Source organism: Rhodococcus sp. GA1, from assembly GCF_024321955.1.
In the GTDB taxonomy this organism is placed as follows: Bacteria; Actinomycetota; Actinomycetes; order Mycobacteriales; family Mycobacteriaceae; genus Rhodococcus; species Rhodococcus pyridinivorans.
Window position 1 is genome coordinate 1,977,810 of sequence record NZ_CP097186.1, and the last position, 23,970, is coordinate 2,001,779.

Sequence of the window (23,970 nt, forward strand, 5' to 3'; positions counted from 1 at the left end):
TCCCCGGCGCCCTGCGGAAGGACCGCTCAATCGCGCGGCAGGCCCAGGAGCCGCTCGGCCGCCATGGTGAGCAGGATCTGCTCGGTTCCGCCGGCGATCGTCAGGCACCGGGTGTTGAGGAACTCCCGGGTGAACGGACCTTCCACCCAGCCGGCCTCGCCCGCGAGATCCATGGCGAGCTCGGCGGTGTCCTGCCGCTGCCGCACACCGATGAGCTTGCGGACGCTGGACGCGGCGCCCGGATCCTGCCCTTCGAGCTGCGCGAGGGTCGCCCGCAGATCGAGGAGCGAACCGACCGTCGCCTCCCCGATCTGCGTCGCGATGCGGTCCTCGGCGACGGGATCGCCGGGGGTCGACAGTTCGAGCAGTTCCTCGATGCGCGGCCCCAGCGACGACTTGCCCCCCATTGCGACGCGTTCGTTGGCGAGGGTCGTGCGGGCCAGCTTCCAGCCGTCGCCGAGATTGCCCACCACGCAGTCGTCCGGCACGAAGACCGAATCGAGGAAGACCTCGTTGAACAACGCGTCGCCGGTGATCTCGCGCAGCGGCGAGATCGTGATGCCCGCCGACTTCATGTCGACGAGGAAGTAGGTGATGCCCTTGTGCTTGGGGACGTCGCGGTCGGTGCGGGCGAGACAGATCGCCCAGTCCGCCTGCTGTGCGAGCGAGGTCCACACCTTCTGCCCGCGCAGCACCCATCCGCCGTCGGCCTTCTCGGCACTCGTGCGCAGCGCCGCGAGGTCCGAGCCGGCGCCGGGTTCGGAGAACAGCTGACACCAGACCACATCGCCGCGCAGGGTGGGCATCACGAAACGCTCGATCTGCTCGAGTGTTCCGTGTGCGAGGACGGTCGGAATCGCCCACCAGCCGATCACGAGGTCGGGACGTTCGATGCCGGCGGCGGCGAGCTCCTCCTGGACGACGAGCTGTTCGGCGGCGCCGGCTCCGCGACCGTAGGGCGGCGGCCAGTGCGGCGCGAGCAGGCCCGATTCGGCGAGGGCGACACGGCGCTCGGATTCGGGTGCGGCGGTAATCTTCTCGACCTCCGCGCGGATCCGCGCGCGTTTCTCCTCGTGATCGGACAGGTCGATACCGAGGTGACGGCGCGCGCCGTCGCGGACCAGGGTCGTCAGCCGCGAGCGCCACGCGGTGGAACCGCCGAGCACCTGGCGGGTGGCGACCGCACGGCGGAGATAGAAGTGTGCGTCGTGTTCCCATGTGAACCCGATGCCGCCGAGCACCTGGATCGCGTCCTTGGCGGTCTGCACCGCGGCATCGAGTGCGATCGCTGCGGCGGCCGCCGCCGCGATCGGCAGTTCGTCGGGCTGCGCGTCGACGGTGACCGCCGCATCCCAGGCCACGGCCCGGATCTTCTCGGTGCGGCAGAGCATTTCGGCGCAGATGTGTTTGACGGCCTGGAACGAACCGATCGGTTTTCCGAACTGTTCGCGGATCTTCGCGTACTCGACGGCGGTGGTCAGCGCCCAGCCGGCGAGACCGGCCAGCTCCGCGGCGGCGAGGCCGGCGGTCAGGTCGCGCACGAAGCCGGCCGGGACGGTCGCGACCCGATCGACCGGGACCGTCGCGTCGTCGAGGCGGACGCGGGCCACCGCGCGGGAGGCGTCGATGGTCTCGAGCGGTTCGACGTGCAGACCCGGATCATCGGCCTCGACGAGCGCCCAGCTCTCGACGGCCGGATCACCTTCACCCGCGACACGGACGAGCACGGCGACCCCGGCTTCGGCACCCACGGCCGGTCCGGCCTCACCGCGCAGCAGGACTCCGTCACCCGCCGGCTCCGCGGTCACGGGCGAGTCGAGAGCGAGCGCGGTGGGGACCTCACCCTCGGCGAGCCGTTCCGTCGTCTTGGCGACGGTCTCACCGGCACGGCCGAACACGAGGGCGGCCACGACGGTGGTCAGGATCGGGCCCGGTGCGAGTTCGTAGGCGGCCTGCTCGAGCATGACGGCCAGGTCCACGGTGGTCGCGCCGAGGCCGCCCGCCTCCTCCGGGACGGCGACGCCGAAGACTCCGAGTTCTGCGAGGGAGGACCAGCCGTCGCGCCACGTCGCGTCGCTTGCGCGACGTATCGTCGACATGGGGTCTACGGCACGTGACCAGGCCTGGACAGATGCCTGAACGGCCCGCTGCTCCTCGGTCGTGGCGATACTCACAGCGGTTTCCGCCCTTCCGAATGACATCATTGCTAGAACGTGTTCTAATATGGCACCGATTCAGAGTCAAGGCGTGAGGAAACGAATCTATGGCCACCCCGTCCCGCTCCCGTGCCAACGGACACGGAACTCTGACCGCCCTCACCGAGGACGATCTCAGTTCCAATGCCCAGAAGGAACGGCGCAAGCGGATTCTCGACGCCACCCTGGCGCTCGCGTCGAAGGGTGGTTACGAGGCCGTGCAGATGCGGGCGGTGGCAGAACGCGCGGACGTCGCGGTCGGCACCCTCTACCGATACTTCCCGTCCAAGGTCCACCTGCTGGTCTCCGCCCTCGGCCGTGAATTCGCCCGCATCGAAGGCAAGGGCCGGATCCCACCCGGCCACAGCCCCCTCGAGCGCATGCACCTCATCCTGGGCCTGATCACCAAGGCCATGCAGCGCGATCCCCTGCTCACCGAGGCCATGACACGGGCGTTCATGTTCGCCGACGCTTCCGCCGCCGCCGAGGTCGACCAGGTGGGCACCCTCATGGACCGACTGTTCGCACGGGCCATGAACGACGGCGAGCCCACCGAGGAAGAACTCGCCATCGCACGCGTCATCAGCGACGTGTGGCTGTCGAATCTCGTCGCCTGGCTCACGCGCCGTTCGTCGGCCACCGATGTCGCCCGCCGGCTCGAACTGACGGTGGAGCTGCTGCTCGGCGACGGCTCGCGCGTGCCGAAGACGGTCGCGTCGGAAGCCTGACGGCGCTCGCGTCCGAAGCCCCGCGGCGCTCGCGCCGGAAGCCCCGCGGCGCTCGCGCCGGAAGCCCGACGTCCGATCCGCCGCTTCCTGTAACCGGAAACACGTGGTCGCAATACCCAGCGGGTCGGATTCGTGCCCCACTCTGACCTAACGTGGAGCAGGTGAGTGCCCACGATCTTCCGATTGACCTTCGACGTGCTCTGGTGGCTGTCGCGCGGACGCCCCGCCTGCTCGTGGCGACCGACTACGACGGCACCATCTCCCCCATCGTGAGCGATCCCGAGAAGGCCTACCCGCACGACGATGCGGTGCGGGCGCTGCGGGGCCTCGCCGCTCTGCCGTCGACGGCCGCTGCCGTCATCTCGGGACGCGCTCTCAAGGATCTCGCCGCCCTGTCGCGCCTGCCGGTCGAGGTCAAACTCGTCGGCAGCCACGGCTCCGAGTTCGACATCGGATTCGTCCACGAGATCGATCCCGACGCGAGGGACCTCCTCGCCACGATCGTCGAGGGACTGCACTCGGTGGCATCCCGGTTCGACGGCGTGCAGGTGGAGGCCAAGCCCGCGAGCGCCGCGCTGCACGTGCGCAACGCCTCTCCCGCCGATGCCGAGCAGGCCCTCGATCTCGTGCGCAGCGGCCTCGCGCTCCGGCCCGGTGTGCAGGTCACCGAGGGCAAGGCAGTCATCGAGTTGTCCGTGGTGCCCACCGACAAGGGCAAGGCGCTCGACGTCATCCGCCACCAGGAAGCCGCCAGCGCGGCGGTCTTCTTCGGCGACGACGTGACCGACGAGAAGGCCTTCCGTTCGCTGCAGGGCCCGGACGTCGGGGTGAAGATCGGCGACGGCGACACCGCCGCCGAGTACCGCGTCCGCACCAGCGAAGAGGTCATCGCCGCACTCGCGTTCCTGCTCGAGGAACGTCGCACCTGGTTGTCCGGCGCCCACGTCGCGCCGATCGAACGCCTGACCATGCTCGCGAGCCCCCGCTCGAAGGCACTCGTCACCCCCGACGGCACGATCACCTGGCTGTGCCACCCCGAACCCGATTCCGCGGCGGTGTTCGCCCATCTCCTCGGCGGTGACGCAGCCGGTCACTTCACCATCGGCCCGACCCGCCAGGCACTGCCGCTCAGCCAGCGCTACGTCGACTCGACGATGACGGTGGTGACCCGGTGGGCGTCGCTCGCGGTGATCGACTACCTCCCGCACGACGTCGAGGCCGGCCGTACCGACCTCACGCGCGTGATCACCGGGCGCGCGAGCGCGGTGGTGACCTTCGCCCCGCGACCGGAGTTCGGACAGGGACAGGTCACCCTCGAGGTCGAGGACGACGGCATCCGCGTCATGGGCTTCAACGAGCCCTACGTCCTGCGCTCCCCCGGCGTGCGGTGGGACATCACCACGGACGGCGTGCACCAGACGGCCCACGCCGTGGTCGACCCCACCGAGAACGACATCATCCTCGAACTCCGCTGCGGCACCGACGATCTCGATGAGCACCCGGTGCCGGAGGTCGAGCGTCGGGCACAGTCCGAGGCCTACTGGCACACGTGGGCGTCCCAGCTCGAGCTGCCGCCGCTCAAGCCCGATCTCATGAAGCGTTCGGCGCTCACCCTGCGGGGGCTGGTCCACGGTCCGACGGGCTCGATCCTCGCCGCGGCGACCACCTCGCTCCCCGAGGAGATCGGCGGTGTCCGCAACTGGGACTACCGCTACTGCTGGCTGCGCGACGCCGCGCTCACGGCGCAGGCGCTCGTGCGGGTCGGATCCCTCGAGGAGGCCGAGAACTATCTCGACTGGGTCCACCGCGTCCTCGAGACCGTGCCGGGCCCCGAACGTCTGCACCCGCTGTACACGCTCGCCGGCGGACCGCTGCCGCCCGAGGCCGTGATCGACTCGCTTCCCGGATACGCCGGTTCGCGGCCCGTGCGGGTCGGCAACGCGGCGAACCAGCAGGTGCAACTCGACGTCTTCGGCCCGATCGTCGACCTGATCGCCGACCTCGCGCACAGCCGCGAGTCGCGCGGCGTGTCCCACGACCGTGCCCTCACCGACCGGGACTGGGAACTCGTCTGCTCGATGGTCACCGCGGTCGAACGGCGCTGGTTCGAACCGGACCACGGCATCTGGGAGATCCGCCACGCACCCCGCCACCATGTGTACTCGGAGGTCATGGGGTGGCTGACCGTCGACCGGGCACTGACGCTCGCCGAGAAGTTCGGCCGGACCGCCGGCGAGGGCTGGGCGGCGCTGCGCGACGAGATCGCCGAGGAGGTCACCGAGAAGGGCTGGAACGACGAGGTCCAGTCGTTCACCTCGGCCTACGACGGCACCGATCTCGACGCGGCCACCCTGTTCATCGGCCTCACCGGACTCGTCGACCCGCAGGACGAGCGGTTCCGGGCGACCGTGCAGGCCACCGAACGGGAGTTGCGCAGCGGCGCGACCGTCTACCGCTATCACAGCGACGACGGCCTGCCGGGCGCCGAAGGCGGCTTCCACCTGTGCGCGGCGTGGCTGGTCGCGGCCTACCTGCTGGTCGGGCAGCGCAACGACGCCGAGGCGCTGTTCGCGCAGCTGGTCGCGGCGGCCGGACCGACCGGGCTGCTCAGCGAGGAGTACGACCCCGTCGCGGAGCGTGCGCTGGGCAACCACCCGCAGGCGTACAGTCACATCGGTCTGCTGCGCTGCGCCCAGCTGCTGTCGGGCGCGAAGGCCACGGGCGACCGGCAGCACTGAGCTACGAGCGGGGCCGCTCGGTCACTCGGCGTACCACTCGCTCTCGACCCGACCCGAGGTGGCACCGAACCACAGCTGGGTCCCCAGGGTCTCGAGCGCGGGCACACCGGAGTGCGAGGGGGCGGCGAGGAGCAGTTCGCCTGCGCGCCGCCCCTTGTCCTTCTGCGGTTGCCTCACGGTCGTGAGGCCTTCGCGGATCGCTTCGTCGATGCCGTCGAAGCCGGTGATCGACAGGTGGCCGGGCACGTCGAGACCCATCTGATTGGCCCAGGCGAGAGCGCCGAGCGCGAGCACGTCGGTGGTGCACACGAGCGCGGTGATCCGCGGGTTCATGCGCATGATCTGCGCCGCGGCGGACAGGCCGTCCTCCGCGGTGTGGGTGTAGCGCTCGACGACGGTGAGCGATTCGGGGGCCAGCCCTGCGGCGCTCATGGCGTCCTGGACGCCGCGGATGCGTTCGCGCTGCACGTGGAAGGCGCCGGATTCGAGGGTCGACAGGTCGACGACCCCGTCGTGCCGTTCGCGGCCGAGGCGCATCGACAACATGCCGATCTGGCGGTGGCCGAGTTCGATGAGGTGGGCGGCGAGATCGCGCATCGCCCGCCGGTCGTCGATGCCCACCACCGGGGTGCTCTCGAGCCCGCGCGGCTGGTCGCACGCGACGATCGGGAGGTGCCGTTCGAGCACGGCAGCGAGATAGGGGTCCTCGGCGGGGACCGAGTAGACGACGAAGCCGTCGACGGACGAGCGGTGCACGACCTGTGCGGCCTCGTCGTCGGTCCGGCCCGGTCCGGCGGGGATGAGCAGTAGTCCCTGTCCGGCCGCTTCGCAGGCCTCGGACAGTCCCGACAGGAAACTCATGGCGGCGGGATCCCGGAAGGAATAGCTCAACGCTTCGGTGAGCAGGACCCCCACCGCTCCTGCCTTGCGGGTGCGCAGCGACCGCGCCATCGGATCCGGGCCGGCATATCCGCGTCGTTTGGCGACTTCGAGGACACGTTCGCGTAGCTCGGCGGACAACTGGTCGGGGCGGTTGTACGCGTTCGAGACCGTGGTGCGGGAGATCTTCAACTCGGCGGCAATCGACGCCAGGGTCGCCTGTCGGCGCGGCTGACGAGACCTGGACATGAGAGGACCGTAGTCCTGTGTCCGTGGTCACGACCACCCAGGGATGGTAGGAGGGCTCGGTGTCGTCCGCTAAAGTGGAACGGTAACGGTTACCAATAACGTTTGGGTCGGTCGCTCGGTCGTTCCGGACCCCGTTCGTCGAAGACCGCCGATCCTCAGGAGAAGAACTGTGCGACTGTCCTCCCGCACGGCCCTCGCAGCCGCCGCCGTAGCCTGCGCGACCGCCCTCGCCGCGTGCGGCACCGATAGCTCCGGCGCCGACGACGACGAGATCAGCGTCGTCGCCTCCACGAACGTGTGGGGGTCGATCGCGCAGGCGGTGGCCGGAGACCGCATCGAGGTCCGCTCGCTCATCACCGAACCGAACGCCGACCCGCACTCCTACGAGGCCAGCCCCCTCGACGCCGCGGCGATCTCCGACGCCTCGCTCGTCGTCTACAACGGCGGTGGCTACGACCAATTCGTCGACGACATCCTCGGCGCCACCGGGGACAAGCCTGCAGGCGTGGAGGCCTTCGCCCTGTTCGAATCCGGCGCGTACTCGGATCTGCACGCCGGACACGATCACGGCGACGAGGACGGCACCGACGACGCCATCGAGAGCGACTCGGAGACAACCGTTTCCGAGGACCACTCGCACGAGAGCGGTGAGGTGTCCGACGCCGGCGACGGGCACTCGCACGAGGGTCACGACCACGGCGGCATCAACGAGCACGTCTGGTACGACCTCGCGACCGCCGACGCCGTCGCGCACGCCGTCGCCGAGCAGCTCGCCGAACTCGACCCCGACGGCGCCGCCGTCTACGAGGCCAACGCCGCGGGCTTCCACGAGAACCTGCACTACGTCGCGGATGTTGTCGACAAGCTCGCCGACACACACGGCGACGCACCCGTCGCCCAGACCGAGACGATCGGCCACTACCTCGTCTCGGCCGCGACGCTCGACGACATCACTCCCCCGGACTTCACCAATGCCATCGAGAACGGCACCGATCCGTCCCCGGCGGCGATCGCGGCGACACGGCAGTTGTTGGTCGACAAGCAGGTTCGCGTCCTGATCTACAACCCGCAGACCGAGGACCGGATCAGCCGCGAGATGCGCACGGCAGCAGAGTCGTCGGGCGTCCCCGTGGTCGAGGTTTTCGAAACCCTGCCCGAAGGTGTCGACTACATTCAGTGGCAGGCCCGGACCGCCGAGACCCTCGCCGCCGCGCTCGAGACCGCCTCCTGACCATCCGATCGAGAACACGGACTCCGGTGACACCTCCTCCATCCGACCGCACGCCCACAGTCGAACTCCGCGATGCCCGGCTGGCATTCGGCGATCGGGTCCTCTGGGACGGACTCGACCTCGTCGTCGAACCCGGCGAGTTCCTGGCGGTGCTCGGACCGAACGGTGCCGGCAAGACATCGCTGCTCAAGGTGCTGCTCGGCCAGCTCCCGCTCACCTCCGGAACCGCGACCATCGCCGGGCAGGCCGTCCGGACCGGGAACTCGCACGTCGGATACGTGCCGCAGCAGAAGTCTCTCGACGAGGGCGTCCCGCTGCGGGGACGCGATCTCGTGGGCCTCGGCATGGACGGACATCGCTGGGGCACCGGCCTGCGCACGCGCCGGCGGCGCCGCGTCGCGGTCGACGACGCGATCGCTCAGGTCGGCGCAGAGACCTATGCCGGAGCCCCGATCGGCACGCTCTCCGGTGGTGAGCAGCAGCGGCTGCGTATCGCGCAGGCGCTCGTGGGAGATCCGCGCGTACTCCTGTGCGACGAGCCGCTGCTCAGTCTCGATCTCGCCAACCAGCACCTGGTGTCGGCGCTCATCGACCGCCGCCGCCGCGACCACGACACCTCCGTCCTGTTCGTCACCCACGAGATCAATCCGATCCTGCCGCTGGTGGATCGCGTGCTGTACCTCGTCGACGGCCAGTTCCGCATCGGCACCCCCGCCGAGGTGATGACCTCGCAGGTGCTTTCCGAGCTCTACCGCACCGACGTCGAAGTGCTCGAGATGCGCGGCCGCCTGGTGGTCGTCGGCACCGGCGACGCCATCGACGCGCTCGGCAGCGCCGGCGGACTGCGCCCCGGGGAAGGCGTCCACCACGATCACGAGGATCACGAATGAGCAGCAAGTTCACCGACGCCCTCGGGCGGATGTTCGACGTGGAGACCACCGTCGAACTCCTGCAGTACGACTTCGTGCAGCAGGCGCTCGTCGCCGGTGCGATCCTCGGTCTGCTCGCCGGCGTGATCGGCCCGCTGATCATCAGCCGTCAGATGGCGTTCTCCGTCCACGGCACCTCCGAACTGTCGCTCACCGGTGCCGCGGCGGCGCTCATCATCGGGGTCTCCGTCGGGATCGGTGCGGTCGCGGGTGCCGTGATCGCCGCGATCCTCTTCGGGGTCCTGGGGACACGTGCCCGCGAACGCGACTCCGTCATCGGCGTGGTGATGGCCTTCGGACTCGGTCTCGCCGTCCTGCTGCTGTGGGCCTACGACGGACGCACCGGCGCCGCCTTCTCGCTGCTCACCGGTCAGATCGTGGCGCCCGGCGGTACCGGCATCGCCCTGCTCGCCGCGTGCGCTGCCGTCGTGATCCTCACGCTGCTGGTGATCTACCGTCCGCTATTGTTCGCCAGCACCGACCCGGAGGTCGCGGCTGCACGCGGCGTCCCGGTGCGCGCATTGTCGATCGTGTTCGCGGTGCTCGTCGGTGTCACCGCCGCACTCGGTGTGCAGATTGTCGGCGCGCTGCTGGTGATGGCACTGCTCATCACCCCGGCCGCCGCGGCGGCCCGGGTGGTCAGCGGGCCGCTCGCCGCCACGGTGCTGTCTGTGGTCTTCGCGGAGATCTCGGCGGTCGGCGGCATCCTACTCGCGCTGGCGCCGGGCGTGCCGGTCTCGGCGTTCATCACGACGATCGCGTTCGTCATCTACATGATCTGCCGCGTGATCGGCACCGCCCGCAACCGACGTGGTTCCGGGCGGGTCGCCGCAACTGCCTGATTCACGGCCCGTCGGGACGTGATCTTGACGCGCTCCTCGACGTCCGCCCAGTTTCCCGAGGTTGCTCCAGTAACGGGACGTCACAGACATCGGGGGTGGAGAGTGCAGCACGTCACGCGTCGTTCCTTCGCATCGACAACCCCGACAAGCGGTTCCTGTGGCACCGGTCGAACCCCGAGGTGTTCGGTCGTCACCTCGCCTTCGAGCTCTACACCGGTCTGGTCGAGGCGTGCGTCGGCGAGAACATGACGGCCCTGTGCGCCGCCGGTGTCGGCGGCGGGTCGCTCGTCTACCAGGGCATGACGCTGCAACCCGACGAAGCGGTGTTCAACGCCCACTTCCCGAACGAACTCGACTGGGCGCGCATGGACCGCGTCCACTACCCGCGCGTCGCGCAGATGCTGCACCTGGCCGTGGCGCCCGACGAACTCGTCGACAGCCCCAACTACGCGACCTCGCGCATCTTCGCCGACCGTGCGCGGAAGGCCGGCTTCCCGATCGACAAGATCCCGATGCCGATCGACTGGGACTACGCGCTCGCCGAACTCCGCGGCGAGATGGCCCCGGCTACACCGACGGTTCGGGTGCGATGGGTGTCAACAACGGCGGCAAGCACTCCGTCGACGTCACCTACATCGCGGAGGCCGAGGCGACCGGTCTGGTCACCGTCGCGACGCAACACGAGGTCACCGACATCCAGGCCTCCATTCCCGGCTTCTACGGGATCGACATGCGCAGCACCGTACTGGTGGGCTACGGCGTCAGTGAGGGTCGCGGGCACTTCGTCTACGACGCCGCTCGCGACGACGCCGGCCTGCGCTGGCCGCACGAAGGGGACGCGGTGCTGCAGACGGGTCACATCGACCCCACCGTGCGCCGCATCGCCGGCGAACGCGCCCTCGACGACATCGTCGTCCGCGACGTCGGAACGGTCTTCTGAGCGGGCATAGACTCGGGTCGTGACCCGCATCGACCTCAACAGCGACCTCGGCGAGAGCTACGGCCGGTGGCGTCTCGGCGACGACGAGACCATGCTCGACATCGTCACCAGCGCCAACGTGGCGTGCGGATTTCACGCCGGCGACCCGGCGACACTGCTGCATACGTGCCACGGCGCCGCGAAGCGCGCGGTAAGGATCGGTGCCCAGGTCGGCTACAACGACATCGGCGGTTTCGGCCGCCGCTTCATCGAGGTGCCGTCGGCGGATCTCACCGCCGAGATCATCTACCAGATCGGCGCGCTCGACGGTCTCGCCCGGGCGGCCGGTTCGTCGGCGAGCTACGTCAAACCCCACGGCGCGCTGTACAACGCGATCGTCCATCACCGCGAACAGGCCCGTGCGGTCGTGGATGCGGTACGCGCCTACGACGCCTCGCTGCCCGTCCTCGGACTGCCCGGCTCCGTCTTCCTCGAGGAGGCCGAACGGGCCGGACTGAAGGTGGTCGCCGAGGCGTTCGCCGACCGCGCCTACACCCCCGAGGGCACGCTCGTCTCCCGACGCGAACCCGGTGCGGTACTGCACGATCCGGAGGAGGTCGCCGAGCGGGTCCTGCGCATGGTCACCGAGGGGGTTGTCACCGCCGTCGACGGCAGCGACATACGCGTGAACGCGCAGTCGGTGTGCATCCACGGCGACTCCCCCGACGCCACGGCGATGGCCGTCGCCGTGCGCCGCCGCCTCGACGCCGAGAAGATCGACATCCGGGCGTTCGTGTGAACGCCCGACACCGCGAGGTCCACCGATGAAAATCCTTCGTGCCGGAGACAGCGCCCTGCTCGCCGAATTCGATTCCCTCGACGAGGTTCTCGCCCACTTCCGGGCACTCGACCGCGAGCGGCCGCGTGGCGTCGTCGATCTCGTGCCGGCGGCGCGGACACTGCTGGTGTGCTTCGATCCGTCGGAGACCGGCGCGCAGGTCGTGCACAAGTGGGTCACCACCACCCCACCGGTGTCCGGGGACGACGTCGACATCGAGGAGGTGACGCTCGAAGTCCGGTACGACGGCGTCGATCTCGAAGAGGTCGGCGAGTTGACCGGCCTCGGCGCGGACGGCGTGATCGCCGCCCACACCGGCAGCCTCTGGACGGTCGCCTTCGGCGGGTTCGCGCCCGGCTTCGCGTATCTCACCGGCGGGGATTCTCGATTGCACGTGCCGCGTCGCAGTTCACCGCGCACCTCCGTCCCGTCCGGCGCCGTGGGACTGGCGGGTGAGTTCTCGGGCGTCTACCCGCGGAAGTCGCCCGGAGGATGGCAACTCATCGGAACCTCCGATGCCCCGCTGTGGCAACCGGACCGGACTCCTGCGGCGCTGCTGCGACCGGGATGTGCGGTGCGCTTCGTCGCGATCTGAACCGTCCCCGGATCCACTGCGCCGCTGCGCTCAGATACCGAGCACGGCCTTCGCGACGAGGAAATAGATCACCAGGCCGGTCGCGTCGACGAAGGTCGTGATGAACGGATTGGAGAAGACCGCGGGGTCGGCGCGGATCGATTTGGCCACCAACGGCATCGCACCACCGACGGTGGCGGCGAGGGTGCAGATGCTCACCAGCGTCAGCCCGATCACCGCGCCCACCGACGAGTCGTAGACCAGGGACGTCAGGACGAACGCGACCGAGCCCAGCAGGACACCGAGGGACAGACCCACCCGGAGCTCGCGGGCGATCACCCCGCCGATGTCGCGTGGCGTCACGTCGTCGAGCGCCAATGCGCGGGTGACCGTGGTGGCGGCCTGGTTTCCGGTGTTGCCTCCGGTGCCGATGATCAGCGGCACGAACAGCGCCAGGGTGACCACCTGATCGAGGGTCGACTCGAACACCTCGAGGACCTGGACCGTGAGGGTCGCGCCGAGTGCCAGGAAGAGCAACCACACCACCCGCGAGCGCACCAACTGCCCGACGGGTGTCGCGAGATAGGGCCGGCGCAGCGGCTCGGTACCGCCGATGCGCGCCTGGTCCTCGCTGTCGGCGGCTTCGAGGATCCGCAGGGCGTCGTCGACGGTCAGGATGCCCACCAACCTGGTCTCGCTGTCGACGACGATCAACGCCAGCAGTTTGAGTTCGGCGCAGCGGCGCGCGGACTCCTCGGCGTCGTCGGTCACGCGCGCCCAGTAGGGCTCGTTCATGATGTCGGCGAGCACCGTTCCCGGCGCCGCAGTCATCAGCTCGCGCAGACCGACCACCCCGACGAGCACACGACCGTCGTCCACCACCGGCAGCGTGTACACCGTCTCCGCGTCGTCGAGCCGACGACGCACGGCGTCCATCGCCTGCTCGACGGTCATGTCCTGCCGCAGCGACACGAAGGCCGGGCTCATCCGCCGGCCGATCGACCGCTGCGGATAGCCGAGGATCGTGGCGGTCACCTCGCGGTCGGCGGGCGGCAGGCCGCGCATGAGGGTCGACGCGACCGTCGCGGGCAGTTCGTCGAGCAGTTCCACCCGGTCGTCGGGTTCGAGGTCGGCGAAGATTGCGGCCACCTGATCGTCGCGCAACCCGCGGAGCAGTTCGCTCTGCATGCTCGGGTCGAGCTGTTCGAAGACGTCGATCGCCCGGTCCTTGGGCAGCAACCGGTAGAGCACTGCGCGATCCGTCCGACCGAGCCGTTCGAGCACGTCGACGACCTGTTCGACGCTCAGTTCCGCGACAGCGTCGTGCGCGGCCTGAAGGTCGTCGGCCTCGACGGCCTTCTCGATCAGTCGCGTCGTCGCCGCCCGGACGTCTGCTTCATCCATGATCGTCACCTCCTTCCTCATGATCTTCAACCTAACGCGATCGTTCGGCCGGAGTGCGGACGTGCAATCGAAGCCGGTGAGTGAGAATGAACATCGTGGCGTGGTTCGAGGTGCTCTCCGGCGGAATGCTCACGACGGTCCAGGATCGCGGACGTCCCGGTTACGGTTCCTCGGGCCTCACCCGGTCCGGTGCCGCCGACCGGCGCGCACACGACGCCGCGAACCGGCTCGTGGGGAACCAGCCGGACGCGGCGACACTCGAGGTGACCGGCGGCGGTCTCGCCGTCCGCAGCGTCGGCGAGACGATCGTGGCCGTGACCGGTGCCCGCGCCGACGTGACCGTGTGCGACCGGCCGGTCGGCGACTGGGCGCGCATCACCCTCCGCAACGACGACGTGCTGCGGATCGGCGTCTCGAACGAAGGCCTGCGGATTTACCTCGCGGTACGCGGCGGCATCGACGTGCGGGAGGTGCTCGGCAGTAGATCCACCGACATCCTGTCGCACACCGGACCGTCACCCGTTCGCGCCGGCGACAGTCTGCTGGTCGGGGCGATGTCGGGTCACCTGCCCGACGAGGAGCAGTTCCCACCACCACCGCCGATGGACGACCCCGTGGAGATCCGGGTACGGCCCGGCCCGCGCGACGACTGGTTCACGCCCGGATCACTGCGGGCGCTGTTCCACGAGACGTGGACGGTGACACCGGAACTCGACCGGGTGGGTATCAGGTTCCACGGTCCCGGCCGACTGCACCGGGCACGGCACGAGGAGATGCCCAGCGAGGGCATGGTTCCCGGGTCGCTGCAGATACCGCCGGACGGGCATCCGGTGCTGTTCCTCGTCGACCATCCCGTCACGGGCGGTTATCCGGTGGCCGCGGTGGCGGTCGCCGCCGATCTGCCGGTCGCGGCGCAACTGCGTCCCGGACAGCGGGTGCGGTTCGTGCCGGTACGGTGATCGCTGCTGGGTGACCGTCAGGCGCGTGACGGCACGGAGGTGTCGTCCTCGTCGGTCGGGTCGGTAGCCGTCACCCGACGTACGAAGGTGATCGCCTCGTCGAGTGCGTGTGTCGCGGGCGGAGAGATGCCGGGCAGGCTGAGATAGCCGTGCACGGTGTCGGGATAATCGGTCTCCGCGACGTCGCCGCCCTTGGCCCGCAATGCTTCGGCGTATCGAACGGCGTTGTCGCGCAACGGGTCGTGCCCGGCGATCTGGACGAGGGCCGGTACGGCGGCACCGGCGAGCGTGCCGCGCAGGGGAGCCGCGGTCGGCGCATACGGATCGGCTCCGGCCAGATACAGGCGCACGAACGCCCGCATACCGCGGGAGGTGAGCACGGGAGCGTTCGCGAACTGCCGCTCCGACGGGAACTCCTCCTCCATCTCCGTCGCCGGATAGATCAGCACCTGACCGGCCGGCAGCGGACCACCCGAGCGGCCGGCCACGTCGGCGACGACCGCGGCGAGATTGCCTCCGGCACTGTCACCGGCGACCACGACGCGGGACGGATCACCGTCGAGTTCCGCAGCGTGTGCGACGACCCACCGGAACGCCGCCCAGCAGTCCAGCACCGCTGCGGGATAGGGATGTTCGGGGGCGAGCCGGTAGTCCACCGACACCACGACGCTCGGGGTCCGCGCGGCGGTGTGGCTCGCCCACCACTCGTTCTGCTCCGGATTGCCGAGCACCCACCCGCCGCCGTGGAACAGCAGCACGACCGGCAGCGGACCGCTCGTTCGCGCCGAGGGCCGATAGATCCGCAGACGGGTCCGGACCGGGGAGTCCTCGGGGGCGAGATCGTCGATCACCTCGTGCTCGAGATCGACCCATCGGTCCTCGATCCGCACGCCGGGATGCGTCCGGCCCGAGATCAGCCGTCCGACCGGGGACGACAGGAGCTTCGTGCGCGCAGCACGACGTGCCGGGATCTCGTCGACGGACGCGTCGGCAATGGACTTGTCGGCGAAGCGTTCGAGGAAGGCGAACACCTTCGTACGGAACGGCAGGGATGCGACCACGAGGACAGACTAGGCCCTCGCGACCGCAGCTCGGGCAGACTCGATCAGACCCGACGCTGCCGCGCGATGTCCGCGAGCACCACGCCCGCCGCGACGGAGGCGTTGAGCGACTCGACGTCTCCGGCCATCGGGATGGAGAGAACGGCGTCGCAGGTCTCCCGCACCAGGCGCGAGAGTCCCTTGCCCTCCGACCCCACGACCACGACGACGGGATCGGTGCCGTCGAAATCGTCGAGGTTGGTGTCGCCACCGGCATCGAGACCGACGACGCGGACACCGCGGGACTGCCAGTCCTTGAGCGTGCGCGTGAGGTTGGTGGCACGCGCGACGGGCAGTCGCGCTGCGGCACCGGCGCTCGTGCGCCATGCCACGGCCGTCACCGACGCCGAACGGCGCTGCGGGATGACCACACCGTGGCCGCCGAAGGCCGCGACCGAACGGATCACCGCGCCGAGATTGCGCGGATCGGAGATGTTGTCGAGGGCCACGAGCAGCGGACGCTCGTGGTTCTCCGCGGCGCGGGCCAGCAGGTCGTCGGGGTGCGCGTAGCGGTACGGCGGCACCTGCAGGCCGATGCCCTGGTGCATCCCGTTCGACGACAGACGGTCGAGTTCGGAACGCGAGACCTCGAGGATCGAGATGCCCATCTCGGCCGAGCGCTGCACGGCTTCCTTGAGCCGCTCGTCGGCCTCGGCGCCGAGGGCGACGTACAGAGCGGTCGCGGGCACACCGGCACGTAGGCACTCGACGACCGGATTGCGGCCGAGCACCATCTCGGGCCCGTCCTCGGCCTTGCGACCGGCCGCGGGACGACGACCGCCACCGCGCGGGTCGGCGGCCTTGGCCGCGGCCCGGGCACGCCGTGCGGCGGGGTGGTAGGGCCGGTCCTCGGCCTTGGGGGTGGCGCCACGCGCTTCGAGCCCGCGTCGCCGCTGCCCGCCGGACCCGACGACCTGCCCCTTCTTCGTGCCGCCCTTACGAATAGCGCCGCGACGCTGGGAATTGCCTGCCATCACTGTCCTGCTTTCAGAGACCACTCGGGTCCGTTGGGCGTATCGGTCACTTCGACCCCCGCGGCTGTGAGGCGGTCCCGCACCTCGTCGGCCACCGCCCAGTTCTTCTCGGCCCGGGCGGTCGTGCGGCGTTCGAGATCCGCGCCGACCAGCACGTCGAGTGCCGCGAGTGCGGCCGACCCTGAATCGTCGGTGGAGCACCAGTGCTCGTCGAGCGGGTCGACACCGAGGATGCCGAGCATGCTCCGGACCTGCGAGGCGATCTGCACGGCCGTGTCGAGATCGCCGTTGTCGAGCGCCTTGTTGCCCTTGCTGCGCTTGCGGTGTATTTCCGCGAGCGCCTTGGGCACACCGAGATCGTCGTCGAGAGCCTCGGCGAAGGCCTCGGTCCACTCGCCCACGGGCACCTCGCCCGCGCGGTCGCGGGTCTTGAGCACGAACGACTCGAGTCCCCGGTACGCTGCGGCCGCTTCGGCGAGCGCGTCGTCGGAGTATTCGAGCATCGAACGGTAGTGGGCGCTGCCCAGGTAGTAGCGCAGTTCCTGTGGCCGGACGCGGGCGAGCACGTTGGGGATCGACAGCACGTTACCGAGCGACTTCGACATCTTCTCGCCGCCCATCGTCACCCAGCCGTTGTGCAACCAGTAGCGGGCGAAGCCGTCGCCGGCGGCGCGGGACTGCGCCATCTCGTTCTCGTGGTGCGGGAAGACGAGGTCCATGCCTCCGCAGTGGATGTCGAAGGTGCCGCCGAGATAGAAGCCGGCCATCGCGGAGCACTCGAGATGCCAGCCGGGGCGACCACGTCCCCACGGGGTGGGCCAGGACGGCTCACCGGGCTTCTCGGCCTTCCACAGCGTGAAGTCGCGGGGGTCGCGCTTGCCGAGTCCGGCGCTCTCACCCTGGTGGACGTCCTCGATGCGGTGTCCGGAGAGGGCACCGTATTCGGGGTAGCTCAGCACGTCGAAGTAGACGTCGCCGTCGGCCGCGTAGGCGTGCCCGGCGTCGATGAGGCGCTGGATGAGTTCGACCATCTGCGTGATGTGGCCGGTCGCGCGAGGTTCCACCGAGGGAGGAAGCACACCGAGCGCATCGTAGGCGCGGTTGAAGGCCCGCTCGTAGGTCGCGGCCCACTCCCACCACGGCCGACCTGCCTCTGCCGCCTTGCGGAGGATCTTATCCTCGATGTCTGTGACATTTCTCACAAACAAGACATCGAGACTCTTGGTAGCGAGCCACCGGCGGAGCACGTCGAACGCAACGCCGCTGCGTACGTGCCCGATATGGGGTTCGCCTTGGACGGTGGCCCCACACAGGTACACCGAGGCCTGGCCGGGGACCAGCGGTTCGAAATCCCGCACGGCCCGCGATTCGGTGTCGTATAAGCGCAAGGTCACGACCGTCTATCCTACCGCTCGTCCTGCTGGGCCAGGACCAGTGCGGTCGCAACCGCCGCCACACCTTCTCCCCGGCCGGTGAGCCCGAGTCCGTCCGTGGTGGTCGCCGACACGGAGACCGGACCGCCGAGCGCCTCGGACAGCACCGCCTGTGCCTCCTCGCGCCGCGGCCCGATCTTCGGGCGGTTCCCGATCACCTGGACGGCGGCATTGCCCACCACCCAGCCGGCGTCGTCGAGCAGGCGACGTACCTCGCCGAGCATCGCGACACCGGAGGCGCCGGCCATCTCCGGTCGGCCCGTGCCGAAGACCGATCCGAGGTCGCCGAGACCGGCGGCCGAGAGCACCGCATCGCACAGCGCGTGCGCAGCGACGTCCCCGTCGGAGTGACCCGCGCACCCGTCGGCGTCCTCGAACAGCAGACCGGCCATCCAGCACGGCCGTCCGGCCTCCACGGGATGCACGTCCGTTCCGATGCCGACACGCACGATGCTCACATCTCCTTCTCGGTGCGGACGCCGGACGCGAGCACGGTCCGTGCCAGCACCAGGTCCAGTGGGGTGGTGATCTTGAAAGCGAGAGGGTCTCCCACGACGGTGGTGATCCGCTCCCCCAACCGCTCGACGAGTCCCGCGTCGTCGGTCGCGTCGGCGGCGTCGCGGTTGGCCCGCTCGAGCAATTCGACGTCGAATCCCTGCGGCGTCTGCACCGCGCGGAGGGTCGACCGGTCGGGAGTCCCGGTGACGACTCCGTCCTTGTCGACACTCTTGATGGTGTCGACGACGGGCAGGACGGGGATCACCGCGTCGCTGCCGGCCCGCAACGCGTCGACGACCCGGACGAACAGCTCGGCCGGGGTGAGCGCACGCGCGGCGTCGTGGACGAGCACGAACCGCGCGCCCGATGCCGCCGCAAGACCGGCGCGCACCGAGTCGGCGCGTTCGGCGCCACCCGCGACGACGGTGACCCGGTCGGCGAACGACTCGCCGACGAGCCGGTCCGCGGGCGTCGCAGCCAGTTCGGGCGGCGCGACGATCACCACTCGATCGATGACCGCTGAAGCGAGCATCGCCTCGACCGAGCGGTCGAGCATCGTGCGGCCGTCCAGTTCCACGAACGCCTTGGGCAGTGGTTCTCCCAGGCGAACACCGCGGCCGGCCGCCGGAAGGATTCCGACGACCGGCCCGTTGCGATCGCTCATGTGCAGTTTGCCGATGTCTCGCGCGTCAGGAAGCGGCGGCGAGAACCTCGTCGAGCATGGTCTCCGCCTTGACGTCGTCGGTGCCCTCGGCGAGCGCGAGCTCACCGACGAGGATCTGACGTGCCTTGGCGAGCATCCGCTTCTCACCTGCGGACAGGCCGCGGTCCTGCTCCCGGCGCCACAGGTCGCGCACAACTTCTGCGACCTTGTTGACATCGCCGGAGGCCAGCTTCTCGAGGTTGGCCTTGTACCGCCGTGACCAGTTGGTGGGTTCTTCCGTGTGGGGTGCGCGCAGCACCTGGAAAACCTTGTCGAGGCCTTCCTGCCCGACGACGTCGCGCACTCCGACGTACTCCGCGTTCTCTGCAGGTACCCGGACCGTCAGGTCGCCCTGCGCGACTTTCAGAACCAGATATTCCTTCTGCTCACCCTTGATGGTGCGTGTTTCGATTGCTTCGATCAGCGCCGCACCGTGGTGGGGGTATACGACGGTGTCTCCGACCTTGAAAATCATGTGTCCCGTGCCCCTTTCGATTCTCCCAGTTTAACACGTGACCACATCACCCTCCCGTCAACGATGCAGGTCAGGGGCACCGAGCACTGAGCGTAGGGCTTGACAGGCAGTTGCTTCCGTGTATCGGGTGACCTCCGACACACCCGCCCGTGGGCGCCTGTCGATCTCGTCTTCCGCGCGCGAATCCGCACGAGATCCGGCCCCGACGTACACAGCGCACACGGGAACTACTACTCTGCCTAGTGGATTGCGAGCCTTACTCGAGTGGAGGAACCCGTGACTGCTCTCAAAGCGCCGACTCGCCGAGTCGTGACCGCTCTCGCCCTTGCCGCGGGAGCGGCGCTCACGATGTCCGCGTGCAGCGCCGGTCAGATCACCCAGACCTCGACCCAGGTCGCGGCCATCAACGGTTCCAACGTGGACGCCGGCAGCCTCGCGCTGCGCAACGTGCACGTGATCTACCCGAACTCCGAGGAGTACAGCATCGAGCCCGGCGGCACCGCCCAGCTCGGCTTCACGATCGTCAACCTCGACCCGTACGTCGGCGATCAGCTCACCGGTATCTCCACCGATTTCGCAGCCTCGGTCACCGGTGCCCGCTTCGAGATTCCGCCGCAGTCCTCCGTGGTCGCCGGTGTCTCCGAGGAGAACGCCGCCCTCGTCGAGGAGGTCGACGAGTCGCCGCGTCCGAACAGCACCGAGGAGACCCCCTCCCCGGCCCCGGCAGGCGTCGTCAACAACGTCGAGCTCGTGAACCTCTCCGAGGGTGTCCGCCCGGGCCTGACCATCCCCGTGACCTTCACGTTCGCCGAGGCCGGCGACGTGACCCTGTCCGTGCCGATCGACGCCGGCCCGGAGCTCCCCCGCGACGAGTCGGAGCTCTCGCCGATCGTGGGCGAAGCACACTAGGACTTCCTGCTGGAGGGCCCGGTCGAGCACAGCTCGGCCGGGCCCTCCTCGCATCCGCTCCGGTGTCGGTGCGACCGACTATCCTCCGGCCGTGGCAAAGACCAAGACCCTCTACCGCTGTTCCGACTGCTCGCACACCGTCGCGAAGTGGGTCGGGCGCTGTCCCGAATGCGGAACGTGGGGGTCGATGGACGAAGCACCCGTCCAACCGGTCGCGGTCGCCTCGCGGTCGGGTACCTCGCTCGCCCGCGCCGGTGCCGCCGCCGTGCTGCCGAGCACCCCGGCCACCCCGCTGTCGCAGATCGACGGCAAGGCCACCCACGCGAAGCCCACGGGCATCCCCGAGCTCGACCGCGTCCTCGGCGGCGGTGTCGTACCCGGTTCGGTCGTCCTGCTCGCCGGCGAACCCGGTGTCGGCAAGTCCACGCTGCTCCTCGAGGTGGTGCACCGCTGGGCGTTGCGCGGCGAAGCCGATCGCGCGCTCTACGTCACCGGCGAGGAGTCGGCCGGTCAGGTGCGCCTGCGCGCCGACCGCACCGGCGCCGTGCACGACCGGGTCTATCTTGCCGCCGAGAACGACCTCGCGACGATCTTCGGGCACGTGGAGCAGGTCAAGCCCACGCTGCTGGTCGTCGACTCCGTCCAGACGATGCTCGCCGCCGACGTCGACGGCGTGACCGGCGGTGTCACGCAGGTCCGCGCAGTCACCAGCGCCCTGACCTCCCTCGCGAAGTCCAGCGGCATCCCGGTGCTGCTCATCGGCCACGTCACCAAGGACGGCGCGGTCGCCGGTCCGCGTTCCCTCGAGCACCTCGTCGACGTGGTGCTGCACTTCGAAGGCGACAAGCACTCCACGCTGCGCATGGTGCGCGGGGTGAAGAACCGGTTCGGAGCCGCCGACGAGGTGGGCTGCTTCGAACTTGCCGAGGACGGGATCGTCGGCGTCAGCGACCCGTCGGGATTGTTCCTGCAGCACCGCGACGAGGCCGTGCCCGGCACTGCCGTCACGGTCACGATGGACGGCAAACGCCCGCTCCTCGGTGAGGTCCAGGCGCTCGTGGTGCCCACGCACAATCCTTCACCGCGACGCGCCGTGAGCGGTCTCGACTCGGCGCGGGTGGCGATGGTGCTCGCGGTGCTCGAGCGTCGCTGCGGGCTCGGCCGGCTCGGTAACTGCGACGTCTACGCCTCCACCGTCGGCGGTATGCGGATCACCGATCCGTCCGCCGACCTCGCGCTCGCACTCGCCGTCGCCTCAGCCGTACGCGACCAGCCCGTCCCGGCCGGCACCGTGCTCCTCGGCGAGGTCGGTCTCGCCGGGGAGGTCCGTCGTGTCGTCGGTGCGGGTCGCCGACTCGCGGAGGCGAACCGGCTCGGCTTCGACCGCGGGGTGGTTCCGCGCGATGTCGAGGGTGTCCCGAAGGGCATGAAGAAGTTCGAGGTGTCCAACGTGGCGCAGGCACTGTCGACCCTCACACGCTGACCTGCGGACATGTCGGCAGCGCCGATCTGCCGAGGTGTCGGCGGCCGGTGCGAACATGTGTTCGTGTCCGATGCGACGGTGCTGCATGCCGATCTCGACGCGTTCTACGCGTCGGTGGAGCAGCGCGACGATCCGTGGCTGCGCGCCAAACCGATCGTCGTGGGCGGGGGCGTCGTACTCGCGGCGAGCTATGAGGCCAAGGCTCACGGCATCGTCACCGCGATGTCGGGCCGAGCCGCCCGCGCCCTGTGCCCGGGACTGATCTCGGTGCCTCCCCGCATGGAGGCCTATGCGCAGGCCTCGCGCGACGTCTTCGCGATCTTCGATCGCACCACACCGATCGTGGAGGGGATCTCCATCGACGAGGCGTTCCTCGACGTCTCCGGTCTCGGGCGCATCGCAGGCAGACCCGTCGACATCGCCGCACGCCTGCGCCGCACGGTCGCCGAGGAGGTGGGGCTGCCGATCACCGTCGGTGTCGCGCGCACCAAGTTCCTCGCCAAGGTCGCGAGCGGGGTGGCCAAGCCCGACGGACTGCTCCTCGTCCCTCCGCACGCCGAACTCGAGTTCCTCCATCCGTTGCCGGTGGAGCGGTTGTGGGGCGTCGGCAAGGTGACGGCGGCGAAGTTGCACGCGCACGGTCTGCGGACCGTGGCCGATGTCGCCGCCTACTCCGAGTCCGATCTCGTCTCGCTGCTCGGACGCACGGCGGGACGCCACCTGCACGCGCTCGCGATCGGTCACGATCCGCGTCCGGTCCGGCATCGGCGGCGCAGTTCGATGGGCGCGCAGCACGCGCTCGGCCGCGGACCCCACAGCCTCGAGTCGGTCGGCGAGACGCTGCAACTGCTCGTCGACCGCGTGGGCCGGCGGATGCGCCGGGCCGGACGCCTCGGCCGCACGGTGGTCCTGCGGATGCGCTTCGCCGACTACACCCGCGCGACACGCTCTCACACGCTGCCCGGGGCCACCGCACGCACCGATCTGCTGTCGGCGGCGGCGCACGACCTGCTCGAGCAGACCCGACCGCTCATCGCCGAGCGCGGTCTCACGCTCATCGGGATCGCGGTGACGAATCTCGTCGGTGAAGGCGTCGAGCAACTCGAGCTGCCGTTCGACGAGCCGGTCGAGGCCGCCGGGGACAGTACTGCAGACACGCGAACGCAGCACCGCGCCGTCGACCGGCATGCCCTCGATGCCGTCCTGGACGATCTGCACTCCCGCTACGGCGCGGGCGCGGTCACTTCCGCGGCGTTGCTCGGACGCGACCACCGGCCGGGTGTTCCGCTGCTCCCCGACGGACCGGAGACCTGAACGCGATAACCCGGAGGGCGGAGATGTCAGACGGCGGAGATGTCGTGTTCACTCTGCGGGATGCCGTCGGCGTAGTCGCGGCCCTTCGCGAAGTGCTCGTGCCCGACGACGACGAACAACCCGACCGACGACGCCACCACGACGTCCGGATCGGCCGGCGGACCGGCGACGATGCGCGCCTCCGCACTGGTGTAGACCTTGCGCCGCACCAAGCCGTCGACGCGGGCGCGGAACTCGAGCACCGAGCCCAGGGGGATGGGACGGGCGAAGTCCGTCTCGAAGTGCCCGGTGACGACGGCGGTCCGCAGGGCGGCGTTGCACGCCATTCCCTGGACCTCGTCGAAGGCCGTCATGAGGATGCCGCCGTGGATGAATCCCGGTCCGCCCTGGTAGCGCGTGGCGACGTCGAGACGGCCGAGCACCTCGAGGCCCTCGCCGATCGTGAACTCCATCGCGAGGCCGGAGGGCTGGTCGTCACCACACCCGAAGCACTTGTTCCAATGCTGCGGTACCGGCGCACCCGGGCCGGGATGATCTTCCGGCAGATCGGGAACGACGAGGTCGTCGGGCAAAGTCCAGGTGCTGCGCATAAGCAA

Annotated in this window: 21 protein-coding genes and 1 pseudogene; 12 read left to right on the plus strand and 10 right to left on the minus strand. The window is 69.6% G+C overall.

What is annotated here, in order from left to right:
* Nucleotides 1-26: 26 nt before the first annotated feature.
* Nucleotides 27-2,174 carry an acyl-CoA dehydrogenase gene (locus M3330_RS09265; protein ID WP_255028555.1) on the minus strand — a complete coding sequence of 716 codons (2,148 nt, stop codon included), beginning with the start codon at nucleotides 2,172-2,174 and terminating at the stop codon, nucleotides 27-29.
* A gap of 89 nt (nucleotides 2,175-2,263) precedes the next feature.
* Here M3330_RS09265 and kstR point away from each other — a divergent pair, with 89 nt between their 5' ends.
* Both kstR and otsB read left to right on the plus strand, forming a co-directional pair.
* Nucleotides 2,264-2,923, plus strand: a complete 660-nt coding sequence (gene kstR / locus M3330_RS09270) for a cholesterol catabolism transcriptional regulator KstR (protein WP_006550468.1) — start codon at nucleotides 2,264-2,266, stop codon at nucleotides 2,921-2,923.
* Nucleotides 2,924-3,084: 161 nt separating this feature from the next.
* Nucleotides 3,085-5,661 (plus strand): trehalose-phosphatase, encoded by a 2,577-nt coding sequence (otsB, locus tag M3330_RS09275; RefSeq protein WP_255028556.1) that lies wholly within the window; start codon nucleotides 3,085-3,087, stop codon nucleotides 5,659-5,661.
* A gap of 21 nt (nucleotides 5,662-5,682) precedes the next feature.
* Here otsB and M3330_RS09280 read toward each other — a convergent pair whose 3' ends face one another.
* Nucleotides 5,683-6,789 carry a LacI family DNA-binding transcriptional regulator gene (locus M3330_RS09280; RefSeq protein ID WP_033096920.1) on the minus strand — a complete coding sequence of 369 codons (1,107 nt, stop codon included), beginning with the start codon at nucleotides 6,787-6,789 and terminating at the stop codon, nucleotides 5,683-5,685.
* A 169-nt stretch (nucleotides 6,790-6,958) separates the two neighbouring features.
* Between M3330_RS09280 and M3330_RS09285 the strand changes: the two genes are divergently transcribed.
* The 6 genes and pseudogenes from M3330_RS09285 to M3330_RS09310 all read left to right on the plus strand — a co-directional run bounded on the left by M3330_RS09285 (nucleotide 6,959) and on the right by M3330_RS09310 (nucleotide 12,143).
* Nucleotides 6,959-8,020: a metal ABC transporter solute-binding protein, Zn/Mn family gene (locus tag M3330_RS09285; RefSeq protein ID WP_255028557.1), complete on the plus strand. Its 1,062-nt coding sequence runs from the start codon at nucleotides 6,959-6,961 to the stop codon at nucleotides 8,018-8,020.
* A 26-nt stretch (nucleotides 8,021-8,046) separates the two neighbouring features.
* A complete protein-coding gene (locus tag M3330_RS09290) occupies nucleotides 8,047-8,910 on the plus strand; it encodes a metal ABC transporter ATP-binding protein (protein WP_006550472.1) in 864 nt (287 codons plus the stop codon).
* Nucleotides 8,907-9,791 carry a metal ABC transporter permease gene (locus M3330_RS09295; RefSeq protein ID WP_006550474.1) on the plus strand — a complete coding sequence of 295 codons (885 nt, stop codon included), beginning with the start codon at nucleotides 8,907-8,909 and terminating at the stop codon, nucleotides 9,789-9,791. Before M3330_RS09290 ends, M3330_RS09295 begins: the two co-directional genes overlap by 4 nt.
* A 137-nt stretch (nucleotides 9,792-9,928) precedes the next feature.
* A pseudogene (locus tag M3330_RS09300) lies at nucleotides 9,929-10,731 on the plus strand (hypothetical protein); the annotation flags it as partial.
* Nucleotides 10,732-10,750: 19 nt separating this feature from the next.
* A complete protein-coding gene (locus M3330_RS09305; protein ID WP_019290174.1) occupies nucleotides 10,751-11,509 on the plus strand; it encodes a LamB/YcsF family protein in 759 nt (252 codons plus the stop codon).
* A 25-nt stretch (nucleotides 11,510-11,534) separates the two neighbouring features.
* The gene (locus M3330_RS09310; RefSeq protein WP_006550478.1) at nucleotides 11,535-12,143 is read left to right on the plus strand and encodes an allophanate hydrolase subunit 1; all 609 of its coding nucleotides are present in this window, start codon (nucleotides 11,535-11,537) and stop codon (nucleotides 12,141-12,143) included.
* A 30-nt stretch (nucleotides 12,144-12,173) separates the two neighbouring features.
* Here the strand turns inward: M3330_RS09310 and mgtE are convergent, their stop codons facing one another.
* Nucleotides 12,174-13,526 carry a magnesium transporter gene (gene mgtE, locus M3330_RS09315; protein ID WP_024102862.1) on the minus strand — a complete coding sequence of 451 codons (1,353 nt, stop codon included), beginning with the start codon at nucleotides 13,524-13,526 and terminating at the stop codon, nucleotides 12,174-12,176.
* A gap of 86 nt (nucleotides 13,527-13,612) precedes the next feature.
* Here mgtE and M3330_RS09320 point away from each other — a divergent pair, with 86 nt between their 5' ends.
* A complete protein-coding gene (locus tag M3330_RS09320; RefSeq protein WP_039583836.1) occupies nucleotides 13,613-14,485 on the plus strand; it encodes a biotin-dependent carboxyltransferase family protein in 873 nt (290 codons plus the stop codon).
* A gap of 17 nt (nucleotides 14,486-14,502) precedes the next feature.
* Here the strand turns inward: M3330_RS09320 and M3330_RS09325 are convergent, their stop codons facing one another.
* From M3330_RS09325 to carD, 6 genes are read right to left on the minus strand one after another with little or no spacing between them, the layout of a single operon-like run.
* The gene (locus M3330_RS09325; RefSeq protein ID WP_006550481.1) at nucleotides 14,503-15,546 is read right to left on the minus strand and encodes an alpha/beta hydrolase; all 1,044 of its coding nucleotides are present in this window, start codon (nucleotides 15,544-15,546) and stop codon (nucleotides 14,503-14,505) included.
* A gap of 44 nt (nucleotides 15,547-15,590) precedes the next feature.
* Nucleotides 15,591-16,559 carry a 23S rRNA (guanosine(2251)-2'-O)-methyltransferase RlmB gene (gene rlmB, locus M3330_RS09330; protein WP_006550482.1) on the minus strand — a complete coding sequence of 323 codons (969 nt, stop codon included), beginning with the start codon at nucleotides 16,557-16,559 and terminating at the stop codon, nucleotides 15,591-15,593.
* Nucleotides 16,559-17,953 (minus strand): cysteine--tRNA ligase, encoded by a 1,395-nt coding sequence (gene cysS / locus M3330_RS09335; protein WP_006550483.1) that lies wholly within the window; start codon nucleotides 17,951-17,953, stop codon nucleotides 16,559-16,561. Before cysS ends, rlmB begins: the two co-directional genes overlap by 1 nt.
* 11 nt (nucleotides 17,954-17,964) lie before the next feature.
* Entirely contained in the window at nucleotides 17,965-18,441 is a 477-nt protein-coding gene (ispF, locus tag M3330_RS09340) for a 2-C-methyl-D-erythritol 2,4-cyclodiphosphate synthase (protein WP_024102859.1), read from the minus strand.
* A gap of 5 nt (nucleotides 18,442-18,446) precedes the next feature.
* Nucleotides 18,447-19,154 carry a 2-C-methyl-D-erythritol 4-phosphate cytidylyltransferase gene (gene ispD, locus M3330_RS09345; RefSeq protein ID WP_039583832.1) on the minus strand — a complete coding sequence of 236 codons (708 nt, stop codon included), beginning with the start codon at nucleotides 19,152-19,154 and terminating at the stop codon, nucleotides 18,447-18,449.
* Nucleotides 19,155-19,179: 25 nt separating this feature from the next.
* The gene (carD, locus tag M3330_RS09350; RefSeq protein ID WP_006550486.1) at nucleotides 19,180-19,668 is read right to left on the minus strand and encodes an RNA polymerase-binding transcription factor CarD; all 489 of its coding nucleotides are present in this window, start codon (nucleotides 19,666-19,668) and stop codon (nucleotides 19,180-19,182) included.
* Nucleotides 19,669-19,944: 276 nt separating this feature from the next.
* On the opposite strand from carD, the gene M3330_RS09355 reads away from it, so the two are divergent.
* The 3 genes from M3330_RS09355 (at nucleotide 19,945) to dinB (ending at nucleotide 23,374) form a co-directional block, all read left to right on the plus strand.
* Nucleotides 19,945-20,577: a hypothetical protein gene (locus M3330_RS09355; RefSeq protein ID WP_247848439.1), complete on the plus strand. Its 633-nt coding sequence runs from the start codon at nucleotides 19,945-19,947 to the stop codon at nucleotides 20,575-20,577.
* A gap of 91 nt (nucleotides 20,578-20,668) precedes the next feature.
* Complete coding sequence (radA, locus tag M3330_RS09360; RefSeq protein ID WP_006550487.1) at nucleotides 20,669-22,060, plus strand: DNA repair protein RadA; 1,392 nt, start codon at nucleotides 20,669-20,671, stop codon at nucleotides 22,058-22,060.
* A 57-nt stretch (nucleotides 22,061-22,117) separates the two neighbouring features.
* Nucleotides 22,118-23,374: a DNA polymerase IV gene (dinB, locus tag M3330_RS09365; protein ID WP_247849674.1), complete on the plus strand. Its 1,257-nt coding sequence runs from the start codon at nucleotides 22,118-22,120 to the stop codon at nucleotides 23,372-23,374.
* 26 nt (nucleotides 23,375-23,400) lie between these two features.
* On the opposite strand, the gene M3330_RS09370 is transcribed toward dinB, so the two are convergent.
* On the minus strand, nucleotides 23,401-23,964 hold the full coding sequence (locus tag M3330_RS09370) for a PaaI family thioesterase (RefSeq protein WP_006550489.1): 564 nt from the start codon (nucleotides 23,962-23,964) through the stop codon (nucleotides 23,401-23,403).
* Nucleotides 23,965-23,970 lie beyond the last annotated feature (6 nt).

What these genes read in the sequence shown, in the direction of transcription:
- rlmB (WP_006550482.1), bottom strand. Translation starts at nt 16,559, where the DNA reads ATGGCAGGCAATTCCCAGCGTCGCGGCGCTATTCGTAAGGGCGGCACG.
- M3330_RS09370 (WP_006550489.1), bottom strand. Translation starts at nt 23,964, where the DNA reads ATGCGCAGCACCTGGACTTTGCCCGACGACCTCGTCGTTCCCGATCTG.
- kstR (WP_006550468.1), top strand. Translation starts at nt 2,264, where the DNA reads ATGGCCACCCCGTCCCGCTCCCGTGCCAACGGACACGGAACTCTGACC.
- ispD (WP_039583832.1), bottom strand. Translation starts at nt 19,154, where the DNA reads ATGAGCGATCGCAACGGGCCGGTCGTCGGAATCCTTCCGGCGGCCGGC.
- mgtE (WP_024102862.1), bottom strand. Translation starts at nt 13,526, where the DNA reads ATGGATGAAGCAGACGTCCGGGCGGCGACGACGCGACTGATCGAGAAG.
- M3330_RS09310 (WP_006550478.1), top strand. Translation starts at nt 11,535, where the DNA reads ATGAAAATCCTTCGTGCCGGAGACAGCGCCCTGCTCGCCGAATTCGAT.
- carD (WP_006550486.1), bottom strand. Translation starts at nt 19,668, where the DNA reads ATGATTTTCAAGGTCGGAGACACCGTCGTATACCCCCACCACGGTGCG.
- M3330_RS09320 (WP_039583836.1), top strand. Translation starts at nt 13,613, where the DNA reads ATGAACATCGTGGCGTGGTTCGAGGTGCTCTCCGGCGGAATGCTCACG.
- M3330_RS09280 (WP_033096920.1), bottom strand. Translation starts at nt 6,789, where the DNA reads ATGTCCAGGTCTCGTCAGCCGCGCCGACAGGCGACCCTGGCGTCGATT.
- M3330_RS09295 (WP_006550474.1), top strand. Translation starts at nt 8,907, where the DNA reads ATGAGCAGCAAGTTCACCGACGCCCTCGGGCGGATGTTCGACGTGGAG.